The sequence below is a fragment of the Mesorhizobium sp. M0800 genome (genome assembly GCF_040320095.1).
In the GTDB taxonomy this organism is placed as follows: domain Bacteria; phylum Pseudomonadota; class Alphaproteobacteria; order Rhizobiales; family Rhizobiaceae; genus Mesorhizobium.
The window spans coordinates 83,944-105,042 of the sequence record NZ_JAMYOZ010000021.1; the positions used below are offsets into that span (position 1 = coordinate 83,944).

The following is a 21,099-nucleotide window of genomic DNA, read 5'->3' on the forward strand; positions in this document are numbered from 1 at the left end:
GCAGCATGATCCGGCGATTGCCAGTTACCGCTGCGGAGCACAGTCCGGCCCGGCGGATGGCCGGTTTGCAATCGTCCGGCCTATGCATACATATGGCCGATCAAGTCACTCGTAACGCGCCGATCGCCTCGATGGGATCGGTGCTTATCGGAGCAGAAAATGTCGAATGAACTGACCATGCATGCCACGACCATCCTGACCGTGCGCAAGGGCGGCAAGGTGGTGATCGCCGGCGACGGCCAGGTCAGCCTCGGCCAGACGATCATGAAAGGCAACGCCAAGAAGGTGCGCCGCATCGGCAAGGGCGGCAACGTCATCGCCGGTTTCGCCGGCGCCACCGCCGATGCCTTTACTCTGCTCGAGCGGCTTGAAGCCAAGCTCGAACAATATCCCGACCAGCTGACACGCGCCTGCGTCGAGCTTGCCAAGGACTGGCGCACCGACCGCTATTTGCGGCGGCTGGAAGCGATGATGCTGGTGGCCGACAAGTCGGTGTCGCTGGCGCTGACCGGCACCGGCGACGTGCTGGAGCCCGAATTTGGCGTCATGGCCATCGGCTCGGGCGGCAATTACGCGCTGGCAGCGGCACGCGCGCTGGTGGACAGCGACAAGGGCGCAGAGGAGATCGCCCGCAAGGCGATGCAGATCGCGTCAGACATTTGCGTCTACACCAACAACAACTTCGTCGTCGAAACCCTCGATGCCGCCTGAGCGGAGCCTCCGCTATGGTTTTCGGCCGGTGACCGAGAGGGACCTGCCGATGATCGCCGGCTGGCTTGCCGAGCCGCATGTCGCCGAATGGTGGAACGACCCAGAGACCGAGATTGCGGAGATCCGCGAGCATATCGACAGCATTTCGGTCGAGCCGCTGATTATCGAGCTCGACGGAAAGCCCATCGGCTATTTGCAGAGCTACGATCCGCATCTGGAGGACGGCCATCCCTATAGCGACCAGCCGTTCGGCACGCTCGGCATCGATCTGTCGATCGGCGTGCCGGAGCTTGTCGGGGTCGGCCACGGCTCGGCGATCGTCCGGCAGTTCGTCGAGCAGCTTTTCGAGGAAGGTACGCCGCGCGTCATCATCGACCCGGACCCCGCCAATGCACGGGCTATCCGTGCCTATGAAAAGGCCGGTTTCACGGCTATCGATCGCAAGAAGTCGGAATATGGCGATGCCGTGCTGATGGCGATTGATGCCCCAGAGGGTGATGCCGGACAGGGTGACGCAGAAGAGGGGCAATAGCAGCATGAGCGTATCCAGCGACAAAACCGTCTCGGCCTACTACGACAGTTGGCGAATGGGGCTTCTGCTGGTTCTCGGCCTGGTCATCTTCCAGGCCGGGGTCCTTTACGGCATGGGGCGGACGCCGATCTGTACCTGCGGCTATGTCAAGCTGTGGCACGGCATCGTGCAAAGCTCGGAGAATTCCCAGCATATTTCCGACTGGTACAGCTTCTCGCACATCATTCACGGTTTCCTGTTCTATGCGCTGGCGTGGTTCCTTTTCCCGCGCTCGCCGATCGGGCTCAGGCTGGCCTTTGCGGTGGTTATAGAGGGCGGCTGGGAGCTGCTCGAGAACAGCCCTTTCATCATCGATCGCTATCGCGCCGGCACGATCTCGCTCGACTATTATGGCGACAGCATCATCAATTCGGTGTCGGACACACTGGCCATGGTGCTGGGGTTTGTCATGGCGCGAAGGCTTCCTATATGGGTGGTCGTAACCCTCGCCCTCATCTTCGAATTCGGTGTCGGCTATCTCATCCGGGACAATCTGACACTCAACGTGATCATGCTGCTGCATCCGTTCGAGTCCATTCGGCAGTGGCAAAGTGGAATTTAGTGACATGAGCACCTTCTCTCCTCGCGAAATCGTTTCGGAACTCGACCGCTTCATCATCGGCCAGAAAGACGCCAAGCGTGCCGTGGCGATTGCCTTGCGCAACCGCTGGCGCCGCCAGCAGCTCGAGGGCCAGATGCGCGAAGAGGTGATGCCGAAGAATATCCTGATGATCGGCCCGACCGGCGTCGGCAAGACCGAGATTTCGCGCCGCCTGGCACGCCTTGCCGGTGCGCCTTTCGTCAAGGTCGAAGCCACCAAGTTCACCGAGGTCGGTTATGTCGGCCGCGATGTCGAGCAGATCATCCGCGACCTGGTCGAGATCGCCATCGGGCTGGTTCGCGAGAAGATGCGCGAGGACGTCAAGGCGCGTGCCCACATCAACGCCGAGGAACGGGTGCTCGAAGCGCTCGTCGGCAAGACGGCGAGCCCGGCCACCCGTGACAGTTTCCGCAAGAAGCTGCGCGACGGCGAGCTCGACGACAAGGAGATTGAGATCGAAGTGGCCGATACCGGCAATGGCGGCATGCCCGGCTTCGAGATCCCCGGCATGCCGGGCGCCAATATCGGCGTGCTCAACATCAACGATATGCTGTCGAAAGCGATGGGCGGCAAGAAGACCAAGTTGCGCAAGACGACCGTCAAGGAGTCCTACGGGCTGTTGATCAGCGACGAGTCCGACAAGCTGCTCGATCAGGACGAAGTGGTGCGCAGGGCACTCGAATCGACCGAGAATGACGGCATTGTCTTCCTTGACGAGATCGACAAGATCGCCTCGCGCGAAGGCGGCATCGGTGCCGGTGTTTCGCGTGAAGGTGTGCAGCGCGACCTGCTGCCGCTGGTCGAAGGCACCACGGTTGCGACCAAATACGGACCGGTGAAGACCGACCACATCCTGTTCATCGCCTCGGGTGCGTTCCACGTCGCCAAGCCCTCCGATCTGCTGCCGGAATTGCAGGGCCGCCTGCCGATCCGCGTCGAGCTGCGGGCGCTGGAGAAGGGCGATTTCGTCCGCATCCTCACCGAGACCGAAGCCAGCCTGATCAAGCAGTATATCGCGCTGATGAAGACCGAAGGCGTCGATCTGGTCTTCACCGACGACGCCATCGATTCGTTGGCCGGCATCGCCGTGGACCTCAACGCCAGCGTCGAGAATATTGGCGCCAGGCGGCTGCAGACGGTGATGGAACGGGTGCTGGACGATATCTCCTATGACGCGCCGGACCGCAACGGCACCTCGGTGACCATCGATGCCGCCTATGTCGAGAAGCATGTCGGCGACCTCTCCAGAAACACGGACTTGTCGCGTTTCATCCTGTAGGAGACGCTTCATTCTCGAAGAGGGTCGGGGAATTGCTCCCGGCCTCCCCAATTTGGCCCAGCATTCCCGATGTGTGGCCAAATGGAAGCATCCGGCAAGCTTTCGTCCCGTCGGGTGCAGGCGTCTCTCGACTCCCGGTGGAGCATTACCTAGTTTGCCGGCGACTATTTGGGCGGCGGCGCATGAAAAAACTGATCCTCGTCATTTTGGGGCTGACGCTGGCGGCAGCCATGTTCGCCGCGCAAGCGGCAACGATGGTGCCGCCGGGCAACCGCAACACCGAGCAGCCCGACATACCGGGCGCTTCGAGCCGGCGCACCCAGGCGACCAACACCACCTTCCAGGCGAAATACCGCAAAGTCTTTGCGCTGCTCCAGAACGATGCCGAACTGCGCGGCAAGATCAAGCAGGCAGCCGCGGCCTATGACATCGACCCAATGCATATCGTTGGAGCCATCGTCGGCGAGCACACCTACAATGTCGATGCCTATGACCGGCTGCAGACCTATTACGTCAAGGCGATCTCGTATCTGTCGAGCAAGCTCTCCTTTGCCTATGATGGCGAGGACATCACCGATTTCGTGCAACGGCCGCAATTTGCGAAATGCGCAGGGAAGTCCGACAGCTACGATCTGTGGGAGTGCCGCGAACAGGTGTGGAACCGGTCGTTCCGCGGCAAAACCGTCAACGGCGAGAGCTTTCCCAACGACCGCTTCGGCGCCACTTTCTTCCAGCCTTATTATGCCGGCCAGACTTTTGGCCTTGGCCAGCTCAATCCGCTGACGGCACTGCAGATGAGCGACCTCGTGCACAAGGTTTCCGGCCTGCCGCAGCTCGACGTCGGCGACCCCAATGCGGTCTACAAGACAATCATGGACCCTGACCTCACACTGCCTTATGTCGCAGCGACGATAAGGAAGTCGATCGACGCCTATAGAAGCATTGCCGGCTTCGACATCTCAGGCAATCCCGGCATCACGTCGACGCTCTACAATGTCGGCAATCCCGAACAGCGCGCCTATGCGCTGAAAGCCGAGAACGACAAGCGCCGCGCTGCGGGCGAACCGGAAAAGCTGCCCGAGGAAAATTACTATGGCTGGCTGGTCAACGACAAGCTGCCGGAGCTGAAGGCGCTGTTTTAGCCGAACGCGTTCGTCCAATTATCCACGCGGCGGATCAAGCCGCCAGCAGCGACTTTAACTTGACGGTCTGCGAGCCTAGCGCTTCCGGCGCCGGCCTTGCCTGCTTTGCAATCAGCATCTCGGCCAGCCTTATGTCGCGGGCGACCGCGTTGCCGGGGCCGATGCCGCTTGCCGCAACCAGCCTGCCGTCCTCGGCGAGGTGGAACAGGATGAAGGCGCCGTCGCCGAGGTCGCGGCGCACGATGCTGCGGCCTTCGTCCGACAGGCCGGCGATCTGCAAGGTCAGGCCGTACTGATCCGACCAGAACCACGGCACCGCCGCATGGGACTCGCCGGCGCCAAGCATATTCCTTGCGGCGAGCGCGCCCTGCTCCTGTGCATTGCGCCAAGCTTCGAGCCGCACGCGCCGGCCGCCATAGATGGCGAGCGGAAACGAACAGCAATCGCCGGCGGCAAAGATATCCCGGTCGCTGGTGCGAAGCTCGGCGTCGACGGCGACACCATTGTCGACGGTCAGCCCCGCCTCCGCGGCAAGTCCGGTCACCGGCACGGCGCCGATGCCGATCACGGCAAGATCGGCGACAATGTCGTGTCCACCGGCGAGCGCGATGCGCACTTCGGCGCCATCATCGGCAATGGCGGCGATGCCCTCGCCGCACAGGATTTTCGCGCCTTCGGCTTCATGCGCCTGATGGATGATTTGCGCGATCTCGGCCGGCACGCCGCGCATCAAGATGCGCGGCAGCGCCTCGATAACTGTGACCGCCGCACCCAGTCTGCGTGCCGCCGCGGCAAGCTCAAGCCCGATGAAGCCGCCGCCAATGATGGCGATGCGATTTCCGGCGCTGAGATGGGCGCGAATGGCCAGCGCGTCGTTGAAGGTCCGGAGGTAGACGCAGCGCCCGCCAAGGCCCGGCATCGGCAGCTTGCGCGGCACCGAACCGGTCGCCAGCAGGAGCTTGTCGTAGGCCAGGACGGAACCGTCCGAGAGGCGCACGACATGCGCCGCGTGGTCGATCGCCACCGCCTGAACCGAATGGATATGCCTGATCGATCTTTCGGCCAGGATCGCGTCGGTGGCGATTGCCTTGAGCAGGGGCGCGTCGGCAACCATCGCGTCTTTCGACAGCGGCGGGCGCTCATAGGGCAGATGCGGCTCGTCGCCGACCAGCGTCACCGGTCCATTAAAGCCGAGCTCGCGCAGCGCAAGGGCGGCGCGCCCGCCGCATTCGCCGGCGCCAATGATGACCATTCCCTTCGTCATCATCAACCAATCCGGACAAGGACTTTGCCGGCGTCGACCTTGACCGGATAGGTCCTGAGATCGACGCAGACCGGCGCGCCCCTGGCAGCCCCTGTCTTGTAGTTGAAGCGGCCATTATGCTTCGGGCATTCGATGATATCGTCCATCACCAGCCCGTCGGCCAGATGCACCTTCTCATGCGTGCAAAGCCCGTCGGTGGCGAAATACCCGTCGTCGGGGCTGCGATAGATGGCAAAGGTGCGGCCGCCATGGTCGAAGCGCATCACGTCCTCTTCGTCGATGTCCTCGGCGTCACAGGCCTCGACCCAGTCGCTCATTTACGGGTCCCTCGATGTTTGGTGCCTTGGCATGGGCTTGTCATTCAGCAGCCACCGCAACAGCAGCGTTATCGCTGTGGAAATCCTCGCGATAGGGCCTCGCCGTCGGCGGCAGTTCGCGCTTGATGAAATAATCCTCATTGCGCAGCTGGCGCAGGAAAGCCGGTATCATCTCGCGGTAGCCGGCCAGGATGGACGGTGTCGGCGCCGGCAGATCGTGCTTGATCAGTTCGTGCAGCCTGGGCAGCGCGTGATAGGGCACCATGGGAAACATGTGATGCTCGACATGGTAGTTCATGTTCCAGTAGATGAAGCGGCTTATCGGGTTCATGTAGACGGTGCGGCTGTTGAGCCGGTGATCGGTGACGTTTTCAGCCAGGCCGCCATGCTGCAGCAGGCCGACCATGACATGGTGCCACGCGCCGTAAAGCCTGGGCAGCCCGACAAGCATCAGCGGCAGGAGCGAGCCCGTGTAGAGCGCCAGCGCAACGGTCGCGGCATAGATCGCCGTCCAGATGCGGGCAATGCGAATTGCCTTCGGCTGCTCCTGGTCGGGAATGAAGGTTCTTTCGGCCGGACTGACGATACCGGCTGCATTGCGCAGCATGTCGCTCATCGCATGCCAGGCGTCGAGAATGCCGACGAAGTTGAGCACCACGCGCAGCAGATCGGGCGGACGCATCACCGAGATCTCCGGATCGCGGCCGACGATGATGGTATCGGTATGATGGCGCGTGTGGCTCCAGCGCCAGGTCACCGGGTTGCGCATGATCATGAAGCAGGCGACCTGATAGACCACGTCGTTCATCCACTGCGTCCTGAAAGCGGTGCCGTGGCCGCATTCGTGCCAGCGTGAATCGGTGGAGGAACCGTAGAGGACGCCGTAGACGAAGAAGAACGGCACGCACCACCAGCTGCCCCAGAACCAGGCGGCGCCGGCGCCGCTGAGGATCATGGCGCCGAGCCAGACGATGGTATCGCGGATCGCCGGGCCGTCGGAGCGCTGCATCAGCTCCTTCATCTGCTTGCGCGGCACGTCGGTGTGATACCACTCGGCCGCCGCCAGCCCGCTCTCGACGGCAAGCTTCGCGTCGCGGCCGATCAGGCTATAGTCGCGTCGGGACGCCGCTGCGGAGCTCGTATTCCCGGTTCGGAGTCCAATATCCACCATAGCGGAGGCCTCGATCATATTCGGTCAGCGTTCAAAATAACGCCGAGCCCTGATAGGCTCAATATCACAAAGATAGTTTCTATCATTTTCCATCATAATGGTGTAAAAGGGCCAAACAGTGGAATGAGGCAGCGATGGCGAAACGGCCGACGATCACCGACCTGGCGCGCATTTCGGGGGTCAGCGTTGCCACCGTCGACCGGGTGCTGAACAACCGCTTGCCGGTGCGCGAGGAAACCGCGCGCCGCGTCTATGAGGCCGCGACCAGCATCGGCTATCACGCAGCCGGATTGATCAAGCAGCGGATGCGCCATGAATTGCCCGAATACCGGCTCGGGTTCCTGCTGTTGAGACGGGAGGACGTCTTCTACAGTGAATTTGCCCGCGAGCTTGAACTGGCGGTATCGCAGTCGCCGCGCTTTCGCGGCGTGGCCACCATCGACTTCGCCGCTTCGCTGGCGCCGGACGAGATCGTCGAGCGGATGCGCAAGCTGGCCGCCAAATCCAGGGCCGTCGCCCTGGTCGGGCCTGATCACCCGACGCTGACGGTCGCCGTCGAAGCTCTCAAAGCCAATGGCGTACCGGTGTTCTCCCTGCTTTCCGACTTTGCGTCCGGTATTCGCGAGGGCTATGTTGGCCTGGACAATCGCAAGGTCGGCCGCACCGCTGCCTGGATGATCTCGAAGGCCGCGAAGAGACCTGGCAAGGTTGCCCTCTTCGTCGGCAGCCATCGCTTCCATGGCCATGAGCTTCGCGAGATCGGTTTTCGCTCCTTCTTTCGCGAGCAGGCGCCGGAATTCACTCTCCTCGAGACGTTGGTCAATCTGGAAGCGAACCAGATCACGCATGATGCAATGATCGAGCTTCTGGCCCGCCACCCTGATCTCGCCGGTTGCTATGTCGCCGGTGGCGGCATGGAAGGCGCGATCTCGGCGCTGAGGGAGGCAAAGCCGGCTGAGATGCCGGCGGTCGTCTGCAACGAGATCACGCCCGACTCCCGCGCGGCGCTGGCAGATAATTTCCTGACCATGGTGATCTCGACGCCACTGGCGGCGCTTTGCCGCGAGCTTGTCGGGCTGATGGCGCATGCCATCGAGACCGGCGCTGCGAATGCGCCGGGCCAGACCTTTCTGCCCTTCGACATTTATCTGCCGGAAAACATCTGACGTCGCGGTCATCGGCGGCAGACATGATGTAATCTATCAGAACGCTTTCAGGCCTGGCTTGCGTTAGCGTCCGTCTAAAAGCGCTCGAAATGCCGAAAATCCATTCGTCATGGCGAAATCTCGCTTGACGCCCAAGCGAAATGGAATAAATATTTCACCAACTGAGAATTTTGGTTCTTTCGTTCCGGAAGATCTGTTTCAGGCAAATGCCTCCGGAACTAAAAATGGCAATCGGGAGAGAATTCCCTGCGAGATCGGGGATTCCGGGTAGATCGGTGCAGCCGGACACCAATGTGGAGGAGAAATAAAATGAAAAAACTGCTTTTGGGCGTCGCGTTCGCGGCGCTGATGAGTTCGTCCGCCTTTGCTGCCAAGATCGGCGTGTCGATGGCGTTGTTCGACGACAATTTTCTCACAGTGCTGCGCAACGGCATGATTGAACAGGCCAAGGGCATGGACGGCGTCGAGCTGCAGGTGGAGGATGCGCAGAACGACGTCGCCAAGCAACTCGACCAGATCAAGAACTTCGCCGCCTCAGGCGTCGACGCTATCATCGTCAACCCGGTCGACACCTCGGCGACTCAGGCGATGTCGGACGCAGCCGCCGCTGCCAAGATTCCACTGGTCTATGTCAATCGCGAGCCGGTCAACGTCGACACGCTGCCCGAAAACCAGGCCTTCGTCGCCTCGAACGAAGCCGATTCCGGCACGCTCGAGACCAAGGAGGTCTGCCGCCTGTTCAAGGAGGCCGGCAAGACTGAAGCCAACGTCTATGTGATCATGGGCGAGCTGTCGAACCAGGCAGCGGTGCAGCGCACCAAGGACATTGACGACGTGATCGCCACGCCGGAGTGCAGCTTCATCAAGATCATCGACAAGCAGACGTCGAACTGGAAGCGCGAAGAAGCGCAGAACCTGATGACCAACTGGCTGTCGACCGGCAAGCCGTTCGACGGCGTCATCGCCAATAATGACGAAAGCGCCATCGGCGCCATCCAGGCGATGAAGGCCGCCAACATCGACATGAAGTCGGTTGTCGTCGGCGGGGTCGACGCTACCCAGGATGCGCTTGCCGCGATGCAGGCGGGCGACCTCGATGCGACGGTGTTCCAGGACGCGGCCGGCCAGGGTGCCGGCGCGCTTGACGCAGCGCTCAAGCTGGCGAAGGGCGAGAAGGTCGAGCACAAGGTCTACATCCCGTTCCAGCTGGTCACGCCGGCAAATATCGACAAGTTCCTGAAGAAGAACTGAGGCGGACCTGTCCGATACGGAGCGGCGCGCCAAGGTAAGACAGCGCCGCTCCGCTTTTTCCCTCTCGGCCTGAACAGCGCCGAGTGGAGACCGTGGCTGACGGAGGAAGCACGATTGGCACAGACATCTCACGGCGTCGGCGGGCTCAGCTATGATGCGAAGCGGCGCGCATGGCCGGCCGAATTCAACGTCTTCCTGGCGCTCGTCATCCTGGTCGGCGCTTTCGAGCTGATCGGCCGGGTTTTCCTGGGCGACAGCTTCCTGTTCAACACCCGCGACAATATCGATGCGATCTTCAACGAAGCGCGCCTGCAGATCATCATCCTGCAGGTGTCGATAGTCGGCATCATTGCCATCGGCGTGACGCAGGTGATCATTACCGGCGGCATCGACCTGTCCTCAGGTTCGATCGTCGGCGCCACGGCGATGATAGCCATGAGCTTCGCCCAGGTGGCGACCGTCAATGGCAACCCGAACCCGAAGGCGATGTTCATCGCCCAGGGCTGGACCGACCTGCCGGTGATCGTGCCCGTGCTGGTCGCGATCGGCTGCGGCCTGCTGGCCGGCCTGGTCAACGGCGCTTTGATCGCCTACACGCGCATCCCGCCGTTCATCGCCACGCTCGGCATGATGGTCACCGCACGCGGCATCGCCAAATGGTGGTCAAAGGGGCAGCCGATCTCGTTTCCGACCGAGAGTTTCGCCGCCATCGGCAAGGGGCTGATGCCGGTCATCATTTTCATATCGCTCGCAGTGCTGTTCCAGCTGATCCTGAGTTACACCAAATATGGCAAGCACTGCTATGCAATCGGCTCCAATGAGGACGCCGCGCGCATGTCCGGCATCAACATCGCCAACCACAAGATCCTCGTCTACGTCATTGCCGGCGTCCTCGCCGCGCTCGCCGCCGTGGTGCTGAGCTCCAAGAATCTCACGGCCCAGGCCGGCATGGGTGTAATGTACGAGCTCGACGCGATCGCCATGGCGGTTATCGGCGGCGTCTCGCTGTCGGGCGGCCGCGGTTCGATTATCGGGACAGTGATCGGCTCGCTGATCTTCGGCGTCATCATCTCCGGCTTCACCTTTCTGCGCCTCGACGCCTATTATCAGGAGATGGTCAAAGGCGTGATCATCGTCGGCGCAGTCGTACTCGACCAGTGGCGCCAACGCCTGCGGGCGATGAGGGCTTGATCATGTCGGACATCGTCCTGAAGACCGAAAACCTGACCAAGTATTATGGCGGCGTCCATGCGCTGGAGGGTGCCAACTTCGAGCTGCGCAAGGGCGAGCATGTCGCCATCATGGGCGACAACGGCGCTGGCAAATCGACCTTCGTACGCCAGATCACCGGCGTCGAGCAGCGCACCAGCGGCAGGATGTGGTTCGACGGCAAGGAAGTGAATTTTGCCGGCCCCATCGAAGCCCGCGAGGCGGGCATCGAGACGGTGTTCCAGAACCTGGCGCTCGCCGACGACCTCGACGTGCCGTCGAACCTGTTCCTCGGCCGCGAGCGGGTGCTTTTCAATCTCGGGCCCTTCTCGATCCTCGATCGCAAGTTCATGCGCAAGGCGACCGAGGCAGCCTTGGTCCGGACAGCGGTCAAGATCCCCAATCTTTCCAACACCATCCGTCATATGTCGGGCGGCCAGCGCCAGTGCGTAGCAATTGCCAGAACCGCGACCTTTGCTTCCAAGCTCATCATCATGGATGAGCCGACGGCGGCACTCGGCGTGCAGGAGACGATGCAGGTCGAAAACATCATCCGCACGCTGAAGGAGAATGGCGAACCGCTGATCCTGATCTCTCACAACATGCGCCAGGTGTTCGATCTGGTCGACCGCATCGTCGTTTTCCGGCGCGGCCGCATCGTCGCCAATTTGCGCAAGCAGGACACCGACGGCAACGATATCGTCTCCTACATCACCGGCGCCAAGACCGGGCAGGCGGAACTTGCGGCGTAACGGCCAACGCCGAGCCACAGGCGCTGACACGCCCTCCCTTCCGAACCATTCTCAAAGGAAAACTCTCCATGCCTCTTCGCTTTGCTCTTCTCGGTGCCGGCCGTATCGGCAAGGTCCATGCTCGCGCCGTCGGTTCCAATCCTGAGGCCAGGCTGGTCGCAGTTGCCGACGCCTTCGAGAAGGCGGCGACCGATCTGGCCTCTGCCTATGGCGCCGAAGTGCGCAGCATCGATGCCATCGAGAAGGCCGGCGATATCGATGCGGTCGTCATCTGCACGCCGACCGATACCCATGCCGATCTGATCGAACGCTTCGCCAAAGCGGGTAAAGCGATTTTCTGCGAAAAGCCGATCGACCTCGACGCCGCCCGGGTGGAACGTTGCCTGGCCGTCGTCGACAAGGCCGGCGCCACCCTGATGGTCGGCTTCAACCGCCGCTTCGATCCGCATTTTGCCGCCGTGCGCAAGGCGATCGACGACGGCGCCATCGGCACTGTCGAAATGGTGACAATCACCTCGCGCGATCCCGGCCCGCCGCCGCTCGACTATATCGGCCGCTCGGGCGGCATCTTCCGCGACATGACCATTCATGATTTCGACATGGCGCGCTTCCTGCTCGGCGAGGAGCCGGTGGCGGTCAGCGCGCATGCTTCGGTGCTGGTCGACAAGAAGATCGGCGAGGCCGGCGACTTCGACAGCGTCAGCGTCATCCTCGAAACTGCCTCCGGCAAGCAATGCGTTATCTCCAACTCACGCCGCGCCACCTACGGCTACGACCAGCGCATCGAGGTGCATGGCTCGAAAGGCATGATTGCGGCCGAGAACCAGCGGCCGGTGTCGATCGAACTGGCCAATGAGAAAGGCTATACGCGGCCGCCGCTGCACGATTTCTTCATGACCCGTTATCTCGACGCTTATGCCAACGAGATCGCTGCCTTCATCGCGGCAGCGACGTCAGGCAAGAAGGCGGCGCCGAGCGGCAAGGACGGGCTGGTGGCGCTCAGGCTGGCGGATGCGGCGCTGAAATCGGCCAAGGAAGGCAAGACCGTCCGCCTCGACAAAACAATCTGACTATCAAGCACAGGAGCAAGGCGATGAACGGTTCAGCCGGTCGCAATTCCGAAACACGCGCCATCGTCACCGGCGGCGCACAAGGCATCGGCTTTGCCGTCGCCGAAGCGCTGGCGGATGAGGGCTGCCGGGCGCTGGCGCTGATCGGCCGCTCGCAGGAGAAGGGCGACAAGGCTGTCGCCATCCTCAAGGGGGCAGGCGTCGATGCCATCTTCATCAGCGCCGACGTCTCAAAAGTGGCCGACTGCAAGCGTGCGGTCGAAACGGCGATTGGCCATTTTGGTACCGTCAACGCGCTGGTCAACGCCGCTGCCACCTCGGCTCGCGGCTCGCTGGTCGAGACCTCCGAGGATCTGTTCGACCAGATATTCCAGACCAATGTGCGCGGCCCGTTTTTCCTGATGCAGGGCGTGGTGGCGCATTTGCTGGCGCGCCAGGCACCGGGCTCGATCGTCAACGTGCTGTCGATGTCGGCGCATTGCGGCCAGTCGTTCCTGGCGCCCTATTCGTCGAGCAAGGGAGCGCTGGCGACACTCACCAAGAATGTCGCCAATGCCTATCGCGGCAATCGCATCCGCTGCAATGCGGTGCTGCCCGGCTGGATGGACACCGAGGGCGAGGCGATCGTGCAGAAGAAATGGCACGACGCGCCGGAGGACTGGTTGGAGAAGGCCGAAGCCGCGCAGCCGACGGGCCAATTGGTGAAACCGGCGCAGCTTGCCCGGTTGATCAGCTATATGATCAGCCCGCAGTCCGGCGTCATGACCGGGTCGCTGGTCGACTACGATCAGAGCATCGCCGGGGCGTCACCGGAATAACGCCGGCAAGTCTAGCGGAACGCCGCCCATCACTTCGTCATCCACGGGCGGAGCAAGGAGCGCAGCGACGCGGCGCAGACCCGAGGATCCATGCCGTGACATCTAGGCGTCGCTACAATGCAGAATTTAGTTCCGCAGCACTCCTTGGCCAAGGCAACGGCATGGATCCCAGGGTCTCCGCGACGGAGCTCCGCTCCTGCTTCGCCCTGGGATGACGAAGTTCGGGGGGCTTCAGCCAATCGCGAATGGGCTGGAGTAGACCTCCTCCTCACCAGGCACGTGACAAGCGCCTCCGCATCGACTATATCAGCCCTCATGATCAACCTGACCGCCACCTATTGGTACTTTATGAGCTCGCTGGCGGCGGGAGGATTGCGCTCGATCTGAAGATTGCAGCAACAATATCCGAACAGCCGCCAGACCTGGCGGCTTTTTTGTTTCAGCCGGCAGGTCTCCCAATCAGGAGCATAAGCCGTGTTGACGACCACAGACGATCTTCGGGTCAAAGAAATAAGGGAATTGAGCACGCCGGACGAGGTGATGCGGGAGATACCGCGCACGCTGACGGCGACGCGCACCGTTGCCGCGTCACGCAATGCGATCCACGCCGTGCTGACCGGCACCGACGATCGGCTGGTGGTCGTCGTCGGCCCCTGTTCGATCCACGACCCGGCCGTCGCCGTAGACTATGCCAGCCGTTTGGCATCGCTGCGTGAAAACCTGTCGGACCGGCTGGAGATCGTGATGCGGGTTTATTTCGAGAAGCCGCGCACGACGGTCGGCTGGAAGGGCCTGATCAACGATCCCGACCTGGACGGCAGCTTCAACATTGACAGGGGCCTGAGGATGGCACGCAACGTGCTCTCCGCCGTCAACAATCTCGGCCTGCCGGCGGCGACGGAATTCCTCGACATGACAACTCCGCAATACATCGCCGACCTCGTCGCCTGGGGCGCGATCGGCGCGCGCACAACAGAGAGCCAGATCCACCGCGAGCTCGCATCGGGCCTCTCCTGCCCGGTCGGCTTCAAGAACGGCACTGACGGCAATCTGCGGATTGCCGCCGAGGCGGTGAAGTCCGCCGCCCAGCCGCATCATTTCATGGCGGTGACGAAGGGCGGGCGCAGCGCCATCGCGACGACCACCGGCAACGAGGACTGCCACGTCATCCTGCGCGGCGGCATTGTGCCCAACTACGACGCGGCAAGCATAGCTGCTGCCTCCGCTGAGCTCGGCCGGATCGGCGTGGCACCTCGGCTGATGATCGATGTCAGTCATGCCAACAGCAACAAGAAGCCGGAAAACCAGCCGCTGGTGGCGGCTGACGTGGCGGGCCAGGTAGCGGCAGGCGACGAGCGCATCATCGGCATCATGATCGAGAGCAACCTCGTCGCCGGCCGGCAGGACGTCGTGCCCGGCAAGCCGCTCGTCTATGGCCAGAGCATCACCGACGGCTGTATCGACTGGGAAACTACCGAAACGGTGCTGCACGGCCTTGCCGACGCCGTCGAGCAGCGCCGGTCGGCGCGCCGCGCCATGATCGCCGGCCGGCCAGGAGCCGCCTGAGCACTTCTCCTTCTCCCCTTGTGGGAGAAGGTGGATCGGCGCGCAGCGCCGAGCCGGATGAGGGGTGCTGGAAGAAACTCGGCGCAAAAATATTGAGGGATTTGAAGCGCTTATTTCTTTGCTGTAGCGATCCGTCCAACACCCCTCATCCGACCGAGCTTCGCTCGGCCACCTTCTGCCACAGGAGGAGAAGGGAAACCAGCGCGGGCTTACTACCGCACCTCCATCCAGCGCTGTTCCGCGAACGAGCGCGCCATCGCGTGCACCGTGCGCTCGATCTCCAGGCCTTCGTCGAAATCGATGATCCGCGCCGGCTTGCCGGCAAGTCGCGTCAACAGTTCCCGGCATTCGATAATCTTGAGGTCATTAAAGCCAAGGCCGTGGCCGGGCGCCGGCAGGAAGGCGTCATAAGGCTTATGATGCGGCGCCACCAGGATGGTGCGATAGCCTTGCTCGGTCGGCCGGTCGGCCGTCAGATAGAGTTGGAACTCATTCATCCGCTCCTGGTCGTACAGGATCGAGCCCTTCGAGCCAAAAATCTGGATGGCGATCCGTCCTTTGCGGCCCCAGGCCGAACGGTTGACCAGCAAGGTGCCGGCGATGCCGTTTTCGAGATGCATCAGGATGCTGGCGATGTCGTAGGTTTCCACCGCGCGGCGCCCGCCCGAGGCGACACGGCGGTCGGCATAGGGTCTGGCCATGTCGCACATGACGCGGGCGACGCGGCCGAACAGCACGGCGATGAGCGACAACGGATGCACGGCGAAATCGTCGAGCGCGCCGTAGCCGGACGCCGCCTCGTGCTTCCAGAAGAACAGCGCCTCCGGATCGGCCATGAAGTCCTCGTCCATCTCGATACGCAGATGGTTGACCTCGCCGATGATCTTCTCGTCGAGCAGCGCGCCGATATGGCGGATCGCTGGGTTCTGAATATAGTTATAGCCAAGCGCGGCCATCTTGCCGGACTTTTGGGCCGCCGCAGCCATGGCTTGCGCCTCCGCAAAACTTGGCGCCATCGGTTTTTCACACCACAGATGCTTGCCGGCTTCGAGGATGGCGATGGCCATTTCCGGGTGGAACTGGTTCGGCGTGGTCAGCGAGATGACATCGACATCCGGGTCGTCGACGACGGCGCGCCAGTCACCGGACGCCTTGGCGAAGCCGAATTCGCTGGCACGGCGTTTGGCAAGATCCTCGTTGACCTCGCCCAGATGGACCAGCCTTGGCTTGGCCACATCGGGAAAGACGGTGCCGACCGCGTTCCAGGCAATGGCGTGGCACTTGCCCATGAAACCCGTGCCGATAAGACCTACCCCGACCATCCGCTTGCCTCCCTGTGTGCAAAATTGTGTGGATGAATTAGTCCATTTTGTCTGCAGATGGAACGCTTGTCTCATTTTTTATGGTGTTCTTGCACAGGCCCGCTATGATGGGGCACAGAGGGAACCAGACGATGAGCCTGGGCGGAGCGACGATGGACGAACGGGTGCCGCGCGATTTCGAGACGCTGCGGGCGACGATCCTGGAGCGGCGCCACAGCCTGCCGAAACGTATCGCCCAGATTGCCGCCTATGCGCTCGACAACCCAGACGATATCGCCTTCGGCACCGCTGCCAGCATCGCCGCTTCCGCCGGTGTCCAGCCTTCGACCCTGATCCGCTTTGCCCAGCAGCTTGGTTTTGATGGTTTCACCAGCCTGCAGTTGGTGTTTCGCGAGCGCCTGCGCGAGCGCAACTCATCCTATGATGAGAGGCTGGCGGCATTGCGCGCCAAGGCCGAGGAAGGCGCCGGCCACCGCGCGATTTTCGACGGTTTTGTTGCCGCAGCCAGTACCTCGCTCAACGACATTTCGCGCACGCTGAATGAAGACCATTTCGAAGATGCGATCACCGTGTTGGCCAAGGCCGAAACCATTTACGTGCTGGCCAAGCGGCGCTCCTACCCGGTCGCCTCCTATATCGCCTATGCATTGGGCAAGCTCAAGATCCGCAACCAGCTGATCGAATCGGCCGCCGGCCTCAATGCAGAGATGATCGGCTTTGCCTCTCTAAGGGACGCCGTGATCGCCATCAGCTTTTCGCCCTATGCCCCGGCCACCATCGAGGAGGCGCGCGTCATTTCGGAGCAAGGCGTGCCGATCGTGGCGATTACCGACAGCTCCTTTTCGCCACTCGCCCAATTCGCCAGGGTCTGGTTCGAGGTCGCCGAGGCCGATTTCGCCGGCTTCCGCTCGCTGTCGGCGACGATGGCTTTGGCTATGGCGCTGACCGTCGCGGTCGGCGAGAAGCGGCGCGATACTGGCAAGAAGCGCAAGCCTTAGATCACCTCTATTGCCGTTTCGCCTTCTGCCGAAAGCCGCGCTGCGTCGCGGGCAGGCGGCGACCCGAACTGGCGGGCATACTCCCGGCTGAACTGGGAAGCACTCTCATAGCCGACGGCGAAGGCGACACGTGCGACGTTGCCCGGCTGGGTAATCAGCAGATGGCGGGCTTCCAGCAAGCGGATTTGCTTTTGATACTGGATTGGGCTCATGGCCGTCGCCGCCTTGAAATGACGATAAAACGCAGCACTGCTCATACGGGCAATCTCGGCCAGATCGCCGACCCGGACCGGCTGATGGGGATGCGAACGGATCCAGGCGATCGCCCGGCCAATCCGGGACAGATAGCCATCGGCGCGCGCAAGTTCACGAAGCTTTCCGCCTTGGGGGCCTTGCAGGAGCCGAAACAGCATCTCTCGCTCGATCATGGTCGCGAGCACGGGAATCTCCGCTGGCCGGTCAAGCAGCCGCATCATTCGACGCAACGCGTCGAGCAGATCGTCATCAGCGGGAGAGGTGGAGAAACTGTCGCCACTGAGGGCCGGCGCGTGCTCGACGAGGAGCGCGGCGACGGCCTGCAGGTCAAGGGTCAAGCCAATGGCTAGGTAAGGACGCGCCGCGCTCGCTTCGATTATCTGGCTGATGGTGGGCGTCTCGACAGTATAGATGAAATAGCTGGCCGGATTGTAACGAAGAGCCCGGTCGCCGATCAGAACCGTCTTCGCGCCCTGCAGTACGAATAAGATCCCCGACCCCCACACCCCTGGCATTGGCGCCGTGGCGACTTCGCTGCGGCCGATCGAAACGCGGGGAACCGCCGTTCTTGTTCGTCGCCCGCGCGCATGGCGGCCGGCGATCTCGATCAACTCCTGCAGCGCCTCGCTCATTGCGCCAGCATCGCGCATTCGCACCGGCGGCGCAACAGCGTGAGAGGATTAGGCAAGAGCCGGAGAATTTCCGGCGCGCAACGCCCGCTGCCTCGCACCATTTGTGGGTCTTCCACAAGAAAAATGGAGACACCGATTATGAGAACATCGAAAAGCGCGCTGGTGACCGGCGCCAACAAGGGTATAGGCCGTGAAATCGCCCGGCGACTGGCGACCATGGGCTTCAAGGTCTGGCTCGGCGCCAGGAGCGCCGAACGCGGCATGGCGGCGGCGCAGGCATTGCGCGCCGAAGGCCTCGACGTGGAGTGGCTTGAGCTGGACGTCACGCGGGATGACAGTGTGAAGGCGGCAGCCGAGGCATTCAGGCAGGCCAGCCCCTGCCTCGACGTGCTGGTGAACAACGCCGGCGTCGCCATCAATTACGACCTGCCGCCGAGCCAGCAGCGGATCGCCGACATCCAGGCCACCTACGACGTCAATGTCTTCGGCCCGATCCGCGTGACCCAGGCATTCCTGCCGCTGCTGCTAGCAGCACCTGCTGCCCGGATCGTGATGGTGAGCAGCTCCACCGGGTCCATCGGCCGGGCGCTCGATCCCGCCACTGCGAACCACGCCGTTAACATGATGGGCTACGGCAGCTCCAAGACAGCCTTGAATGCCATCACGGTGGCCTTCGCCAGGGAGCTCGCGCCCCAAGGCATCAAGGTCAACGCCGCGGCGCCCGGCTACACTGCCACCGATCTCAACGGGTATAAAGGTCACCGCACGGTGCAGCAGGCGGCCGAGATCGTCATTCACCTGGCGACCTTGGACGCCGATGGCCCGACCGCCGGGTACTTCAACGATGATGGCCCGCTTCCTTGGTAAATCAGCTGGTTTCAGTGGTAGACACTTGACGTTCGTCTGACTTCAAAGTTTCTGAACGCGCGAGCCTTGCACAGCACTTTTCAGCCTTGGGAATGCTCGTTCCATATTGACTATGGATTGGAATTATTATTTCATATTGCCGGCGCCACGCTGCCGCTCGCGCGTGTTACTCAAGACAACAAAGCCGATGGGAGGTTCGAATGGGCGAAGCCGTGGAAGCGAAATATTCGCCGCTCGACATCATCACCATCGGCCGCGCTTCCGTCGATCTCTATGGTCAGCAGATCGGCTCGCGCCTCGAGGACATTACTTCCTTTGCCAAGTCGGTCGGCGGCTGTCCGGCCAATATCGCGGTCGGTACTGCCAGGCTCGGCCTGCGCTCGGCGCTGCTCACCCGCGTCGGCAATGAGCAGATGGGCCGCTTCATCCGCGAGCAGCTGACCCGCGAGGGCGTTTCGGTCCAAGGCCTCAAGACCGATCCGGAGCGGCTGACCGCCCTGGTGCTGCTGTCGGTCGAGGATGAAGGCGTCTCGCCGATGATCTTCTATCGCAGCGATTGCGCCGACATGGCGCTTTCGAAAGACGATATCGATGAGGCGTTTATCGCTTCGGCACGCGCGGTCGTCGTCACCGGCACGCATTTTTCACGGCCCAACAGCGACGCCGCCCAGCGCAAGGCGATCCGTGTCATGAAAGCCAAGGGCGGCAAGGTGGTGTTCGACATCGACTACCGCCCCAATCTCTGGGGTCTCGCCGGCCACGCCGAAGGCTTCGAGCGCTATGTGAAATCCGACCGCGTCTCGGCGCAGTTGAAGACGGTGCTGCCCGATTGCGATCTCATCGTCGGCACCGAAGAGGAAATCATGATCGCCTCGGGTGCAGACGATTGCCTGAGCGCGCTGAAAACCATCCGCTCGCTGTCGGCGGCAACCATCGTGCTGAAACGCGGCGCCATGGGCTGCATCGTCTATGACGGGCCGATCAGCGACGACCTCGAGGACGGTATCGTCGGCAAGGGATTTCCAATCGAGGTCTACAATGTGCTCGGCGCCGGCGACGCCTTCATGTCGGGCTTCCTGCGCGGCTGGCTCGGCGAGGAAGGCCTGGCGACGGCGGCGACCTGGGCCAATGCCTGCGGCGCCTTTGCCGTGTCGCGGCTGCTCTGCGCACCGGAATACCCGACTTTCGAGGAATTGCAGTTCTTCCTGAAAAACGGCAGCAAGCATCTAGCGCTGCGCAAGGACGAGGCGATCAATCACATCCATTGGGCGACCACGCGCCGGCGCGACATCCCCTCGCTGATGGCGTTCGCCTGCGACCACCGCGTCCAGCTGGAGGATGTCGCGGCAAAAGCCGGCGCCGATCCGTCGCGAATCCCAGCTTTCAAGGTGCTGACGGTCAAGGCTGCGGCCAAGGTTGCGGCTGGCCGCGCCGGCTACGGCATGCTGCTCGACGAAAAATACGGACGCGAGGCGATGTTCGAATTCGCCCACCATTCCTTCGCCTGGCTCGGCCGGCCGGTCGAGTTGCCGGGTTCGCGGCCGCTTCGCTTCGAGTTCTCGCAAGACATAGGTTCGCAACTGACCGAATGGCCGGTCGACCACTGCATCAAGTGCCTGTGCTTCTATCATCCCGACGATCCCGCGGCGCTGAAGAGCGAACAGCAGCAGAAACTGCGCGCTTTGTTCGAGGCCGCGCGGAAAGTGGGCAGAGAACTTCTGGTGGAGATCATCGCCGGCAAGCACGGCAGGCTCGACGACATGACCATCCCGCGCGCGCTCGAGGAACTCTACGCACTCGGCATCAAGCCCGATTGGTGGAAGCTCGAACCGCAGGCATCGGCCGGCGCATGGGCAAAGATCGAGGCGGTGATCCTGAAGAACGATCCGTGGTGCCGCGGGATTGTGCTGCTTGGCCTCGAAGCGCCGCAGGACGAATTGGAAGCGGCCTTTGCTGCCACCGCCAAGGCGTCTATCGTCAAGGGCTTTGCCGTCGGCCGCACCATCTTCATCAACGCGGCCGAACAATGGCTTGCCGGCAAGATGTCAGACGATGAAGCGGTTGCCGACATGGCATCTCGCTTCGAGAGACTGACCGAGGCATGGCTTGCGGCGCGCGGCCGCAAAGCAGCATAAGA

20 protein-coding genes are annotated in these 21,099 nt (G+C 62.3%); 15 read left to right on the forward strand and 5 right to left on the reverse strand.

Features of this window, described 5'->3' with window-relative positions; translation table 11 throughout:
• Window positions 1-159 precede the first annotated feature (159 nt).
• From hslV to NKI18_RS22520, 5 genes are all read left to right on the forward strand, one after another.
• A complete protein-coding gene (hslV, locus tag NKI18_RS22500) occupies window positions 160-711 on the forward strand; it encodes an ATP-dependent protease subunit HslV (RefSeq protein ID WP_023677530.1) in 552 nt (183 codons plus the stop codon).
• Window positions 701-1,243, forward strand: coding sequence for a GNAT family N-acetyltransferase (locus NKI18_RS22505; protein ID WP_352619353.1), 543 nt, complete (start codon window positions 701-703; stop codon window positions 1,241-1,243). The genes hslV and NKI18_RS22505 overlap by 11 nt, the downstream gene beginning before the upstream one ends.
• 4 nt (window positions 1,244-1,247) lie before the next feature.
• A complete protein-coding gene (locus tag NKI18_RS22510) occupies window positions 1,248-1,844 on the forward strand; it encodes a DUF2585 domain-containing protein (RefSeq protein ID WP_023677528.1) in 597 nt (198 codons plus the stop codon).
• A gap of 4 nt (window positions 1,845-1,848) precedes the next feature.
• Complete coding sequence (gene hslU, locus NKI18_RS22515) at window positions 1,849-3,162, forward strand: ATP-dependent protease ATPase subunit HslU (protein ID WP_352454824.1); 1,314 nt, start codon at window positions 1,849-1,851, stop codon at window positions 3,160-3,162.
• Between the two features lie 182 nt (window positions 3,163-3,344).
• Window positions 3,345-4,304, forward strand: coding sequence for a DUF1402 family protein (locus NKI18_RS22520; RefSeq protein ID WP_352619351.1), 960 nt, complete (start codon window positions 3,345-3,347; stop codon window positions 4,302-4,304).
• A 34-nt stretch (window positions 4,305-4,338) separates the two neighbouring features.
• Here the strand turns inward: NKI18_RS22520 and NKI18_RS22525 are convergent, their stop codons facing one another.
• Genes NKI18_RS22525 through NKI18_RS22535 form a run of 3 tightly spaced genes read right to left on the reverse strand, consistent with a single transcriptional unit; the run spans window position 4,339 to window position 7,053 of the window.
• Window positions 4,339-5,568, reverse strand: coding sequence for an NAD(P)/FAD-dependent oxidoreductase (locus NKI18_RS22525; protein WP_352619402.1), 1,230 nt, complete (start codon window positions 5,566-5,568; stop codon window positions 4,339-4,341).
• Window positions 5,569-5,570: 2 nt separating this feature from the next.
• Window positions 5,571-5,885: a MocE family 2Fe-2S type ferredoxin gene (locus NKI18_RS22530; protein ID WP_352454826.1), complete on the reverse strand. Its 315-nt coding sequence runs from the start codon at window positions 5,883-5,885 to the stop codon at window positions 5,571-5,573.
• Window positions 5,886-5,925: 40 nt separating this feature from the next.
• Complete coding sequence (locus tag NKI18_RS22535) at window positions 5,926-7,053, reverse strand: fatty acid desaturase family protein (RefSeq protein WP_352619350.1); 1,128 nt, start codon at window positions 7,051-7,053, stop codon at window positions 5,926-5,928.
• 137 nt (window positions 7,054-7,190) lie between these two features.
• On the opposite strand from NKI18_RS22535, the gene NKI18_RS22540 reads away from it, so the two are divergent.
• From NKI18_RS22540 to NKI18_RS22570, 7 genes are all read left to right on the forward strand, one after another.
• Complete coding sequence (locus tag NKI18_RS22540) at window positions 7,191-8,222, forward strand: LacI family DNA-binding transcriptional regulator (RefSeq protein WP_023677522.1); 1,032 nt, start codon at window positions 7,191-7,193, stop codon at window positions 8,220-8,222.
• A gap of 309 nt (window positions 8,223-8,531) precedes the next feature.
• Complete coding sequence (locus tag NKI18_RS22545; protein WP_352451673.1) at window positions 8,532-9,473, forward strand: sugar ABC transporter substrate-binding protein; 942 nt, start codon at window positions 8,532-8,534, stop codon at window positions 9,471-9,473.
• 114 nt (window positions 9,474-9,587) lie between these two features.
• Complete coding sequence (locus NKI18_RS22550) at window positions 9,588-10,664, forward strand: ABC transporter permease (RefSeq protein ID WP_292655972.1); 1,077 nt, start codon at window positions 9,588-9,590, stop codon at window positions 10,662-10,664.
• Window positions 10,665-10,666: 2 nt separating this feature from the next.
• Window positions 10,667-11,434 carry an ATP-binding cassette domain-containing protein gene (locus tag NKI18_RS22555; RefSeq protein WP_254815918.1) on the forward strand — a complete coding sequence of 256 codons (768 nt, stop codon included), beginning with the start codon at window positions 10,667-10,669 and terminating at the stop codon, window positions 11,432-11,434.
• Between the two features lie 68 nt (window positions 11,435-11,502).
• Window positions 11,503-12,504: an inositol 2-dehydrogenase gene (gene iolG, locus NKI18_RS22560; protein WP_352619349.1), complete on the forward strand. Its 1,002-nt coding sequence runs from the start codon at window positions 11,503-11,505 to the stop codon at window positions 12,502-12,504.
• 23 nt (window positions 12,505-12,527) lie between these two features.
• Window positions 12,528-13,322: an SDR family oxidoreductase gene (locus NKI18_RS22565; protein ID WP_353020495.1), complete on the forward strand. Its 795-nt coding sequence runs from the start codon at window positions 12,528-12,530 to the stop codon at window positions 13,320-13,322.
• A 474-nt stretch (window positions 13,323-13,796) separates the two neighbouring features.
• Window positions 13,797-14,888, forward strand: a complete 1,092-nt coding sequence (locus tag NKI18_RS22570) for a 3-deoxy-7-phosphoheptulonate synthase (protein WP_352619348.1) — start codon at window positions 13,797-13,799, stop codon at window positions 14,886-14,888.
• Window positions 14,889-15,100: 212 nt separating this feature from the next.
• Here NKI18_RS22570 and NKI18_RS22575 read toward each other — a convergent pair whose 3' ends face one another.
• Window positions 15,101-16,210, reverse strand: coding sequence for a Gfo/Idh/MocA family protein (locus tag NKI18_RS22575; protein WP_352619347.1), 1,110 nt, complete (start codon window positions 16,208-16,210; stop codon window positions 15,101-15,103).
• A 152-nt stretch (window positions 16,211-16,362) separates the two neighbouring features.
• Between NKI18_RS22575 and NKI18_RS22580 the strand changes: the two genes are divergently transcribed.
• On the forward strand, window positions 16,363-17,208 hold the full coding sequence (locus tag NKI18_RS22580; RefSeq protein WP_352619401.1) for a MurR/RpiR family transcriptional regulator: 846 nt from the start codon (window positions 16,363-16,365) through the stop codon (window positions 17,206-17,208).
• On the opposite strand, the gene NKI18_RS22585 is transcribed toward NKI18_RS22580, so the two are convergent.
• On the reverse strand, window positions 17,205-18,095 hold the full coding sequence (locus NKI18_RS22585; protein ID WP_352619346.1) for an AraC family transcriptional regulator: 891 nt from the start codon (window positions 18,093-18,095) through the stop codon (window positions 17,205-17,207). The genes NKI18_RS22580 and NKI18_RS22585 overlap by 4 nt on opposite strands.
• Before the next feature lie 138 nt (window positions 18,096-18,233).
• On the opposite strand from NKI18_RS22585, the gene NKI18_RS22590 reads away from it, so the two are divergent.
• Together NKI18_RS22590 and NKI18_RS22595 are read left to right on the forward strand one after the other, a co-directional pair.
• Window positions 18,234-18,962: an SDR family oxidoreductase gene (locus NKI18_RS22590; protein WP_352619345.1), complete on the forward strand. Its 729-nt coding sequence runs from the start codon at window positions 18,234-18,236 to the stop codon at window positions 18,960-18,962.
• 200 nt (window positions 18,963-19,162) lie between these two features.
• Entirely contained in the window at window positions 19,163-21,097 is a 1,935-nt protein-coding gene (locus NKI18_RS22595) for a bifunctional 5-dehydro-2-deoxygluconokinase/5-dehydro-2-deoxyphosphogluconate aldolase (protein WP_352619344.1), read from the forward strand.
• Window positions 21,098-21,099: the final 2 nt, after the last annotated feature.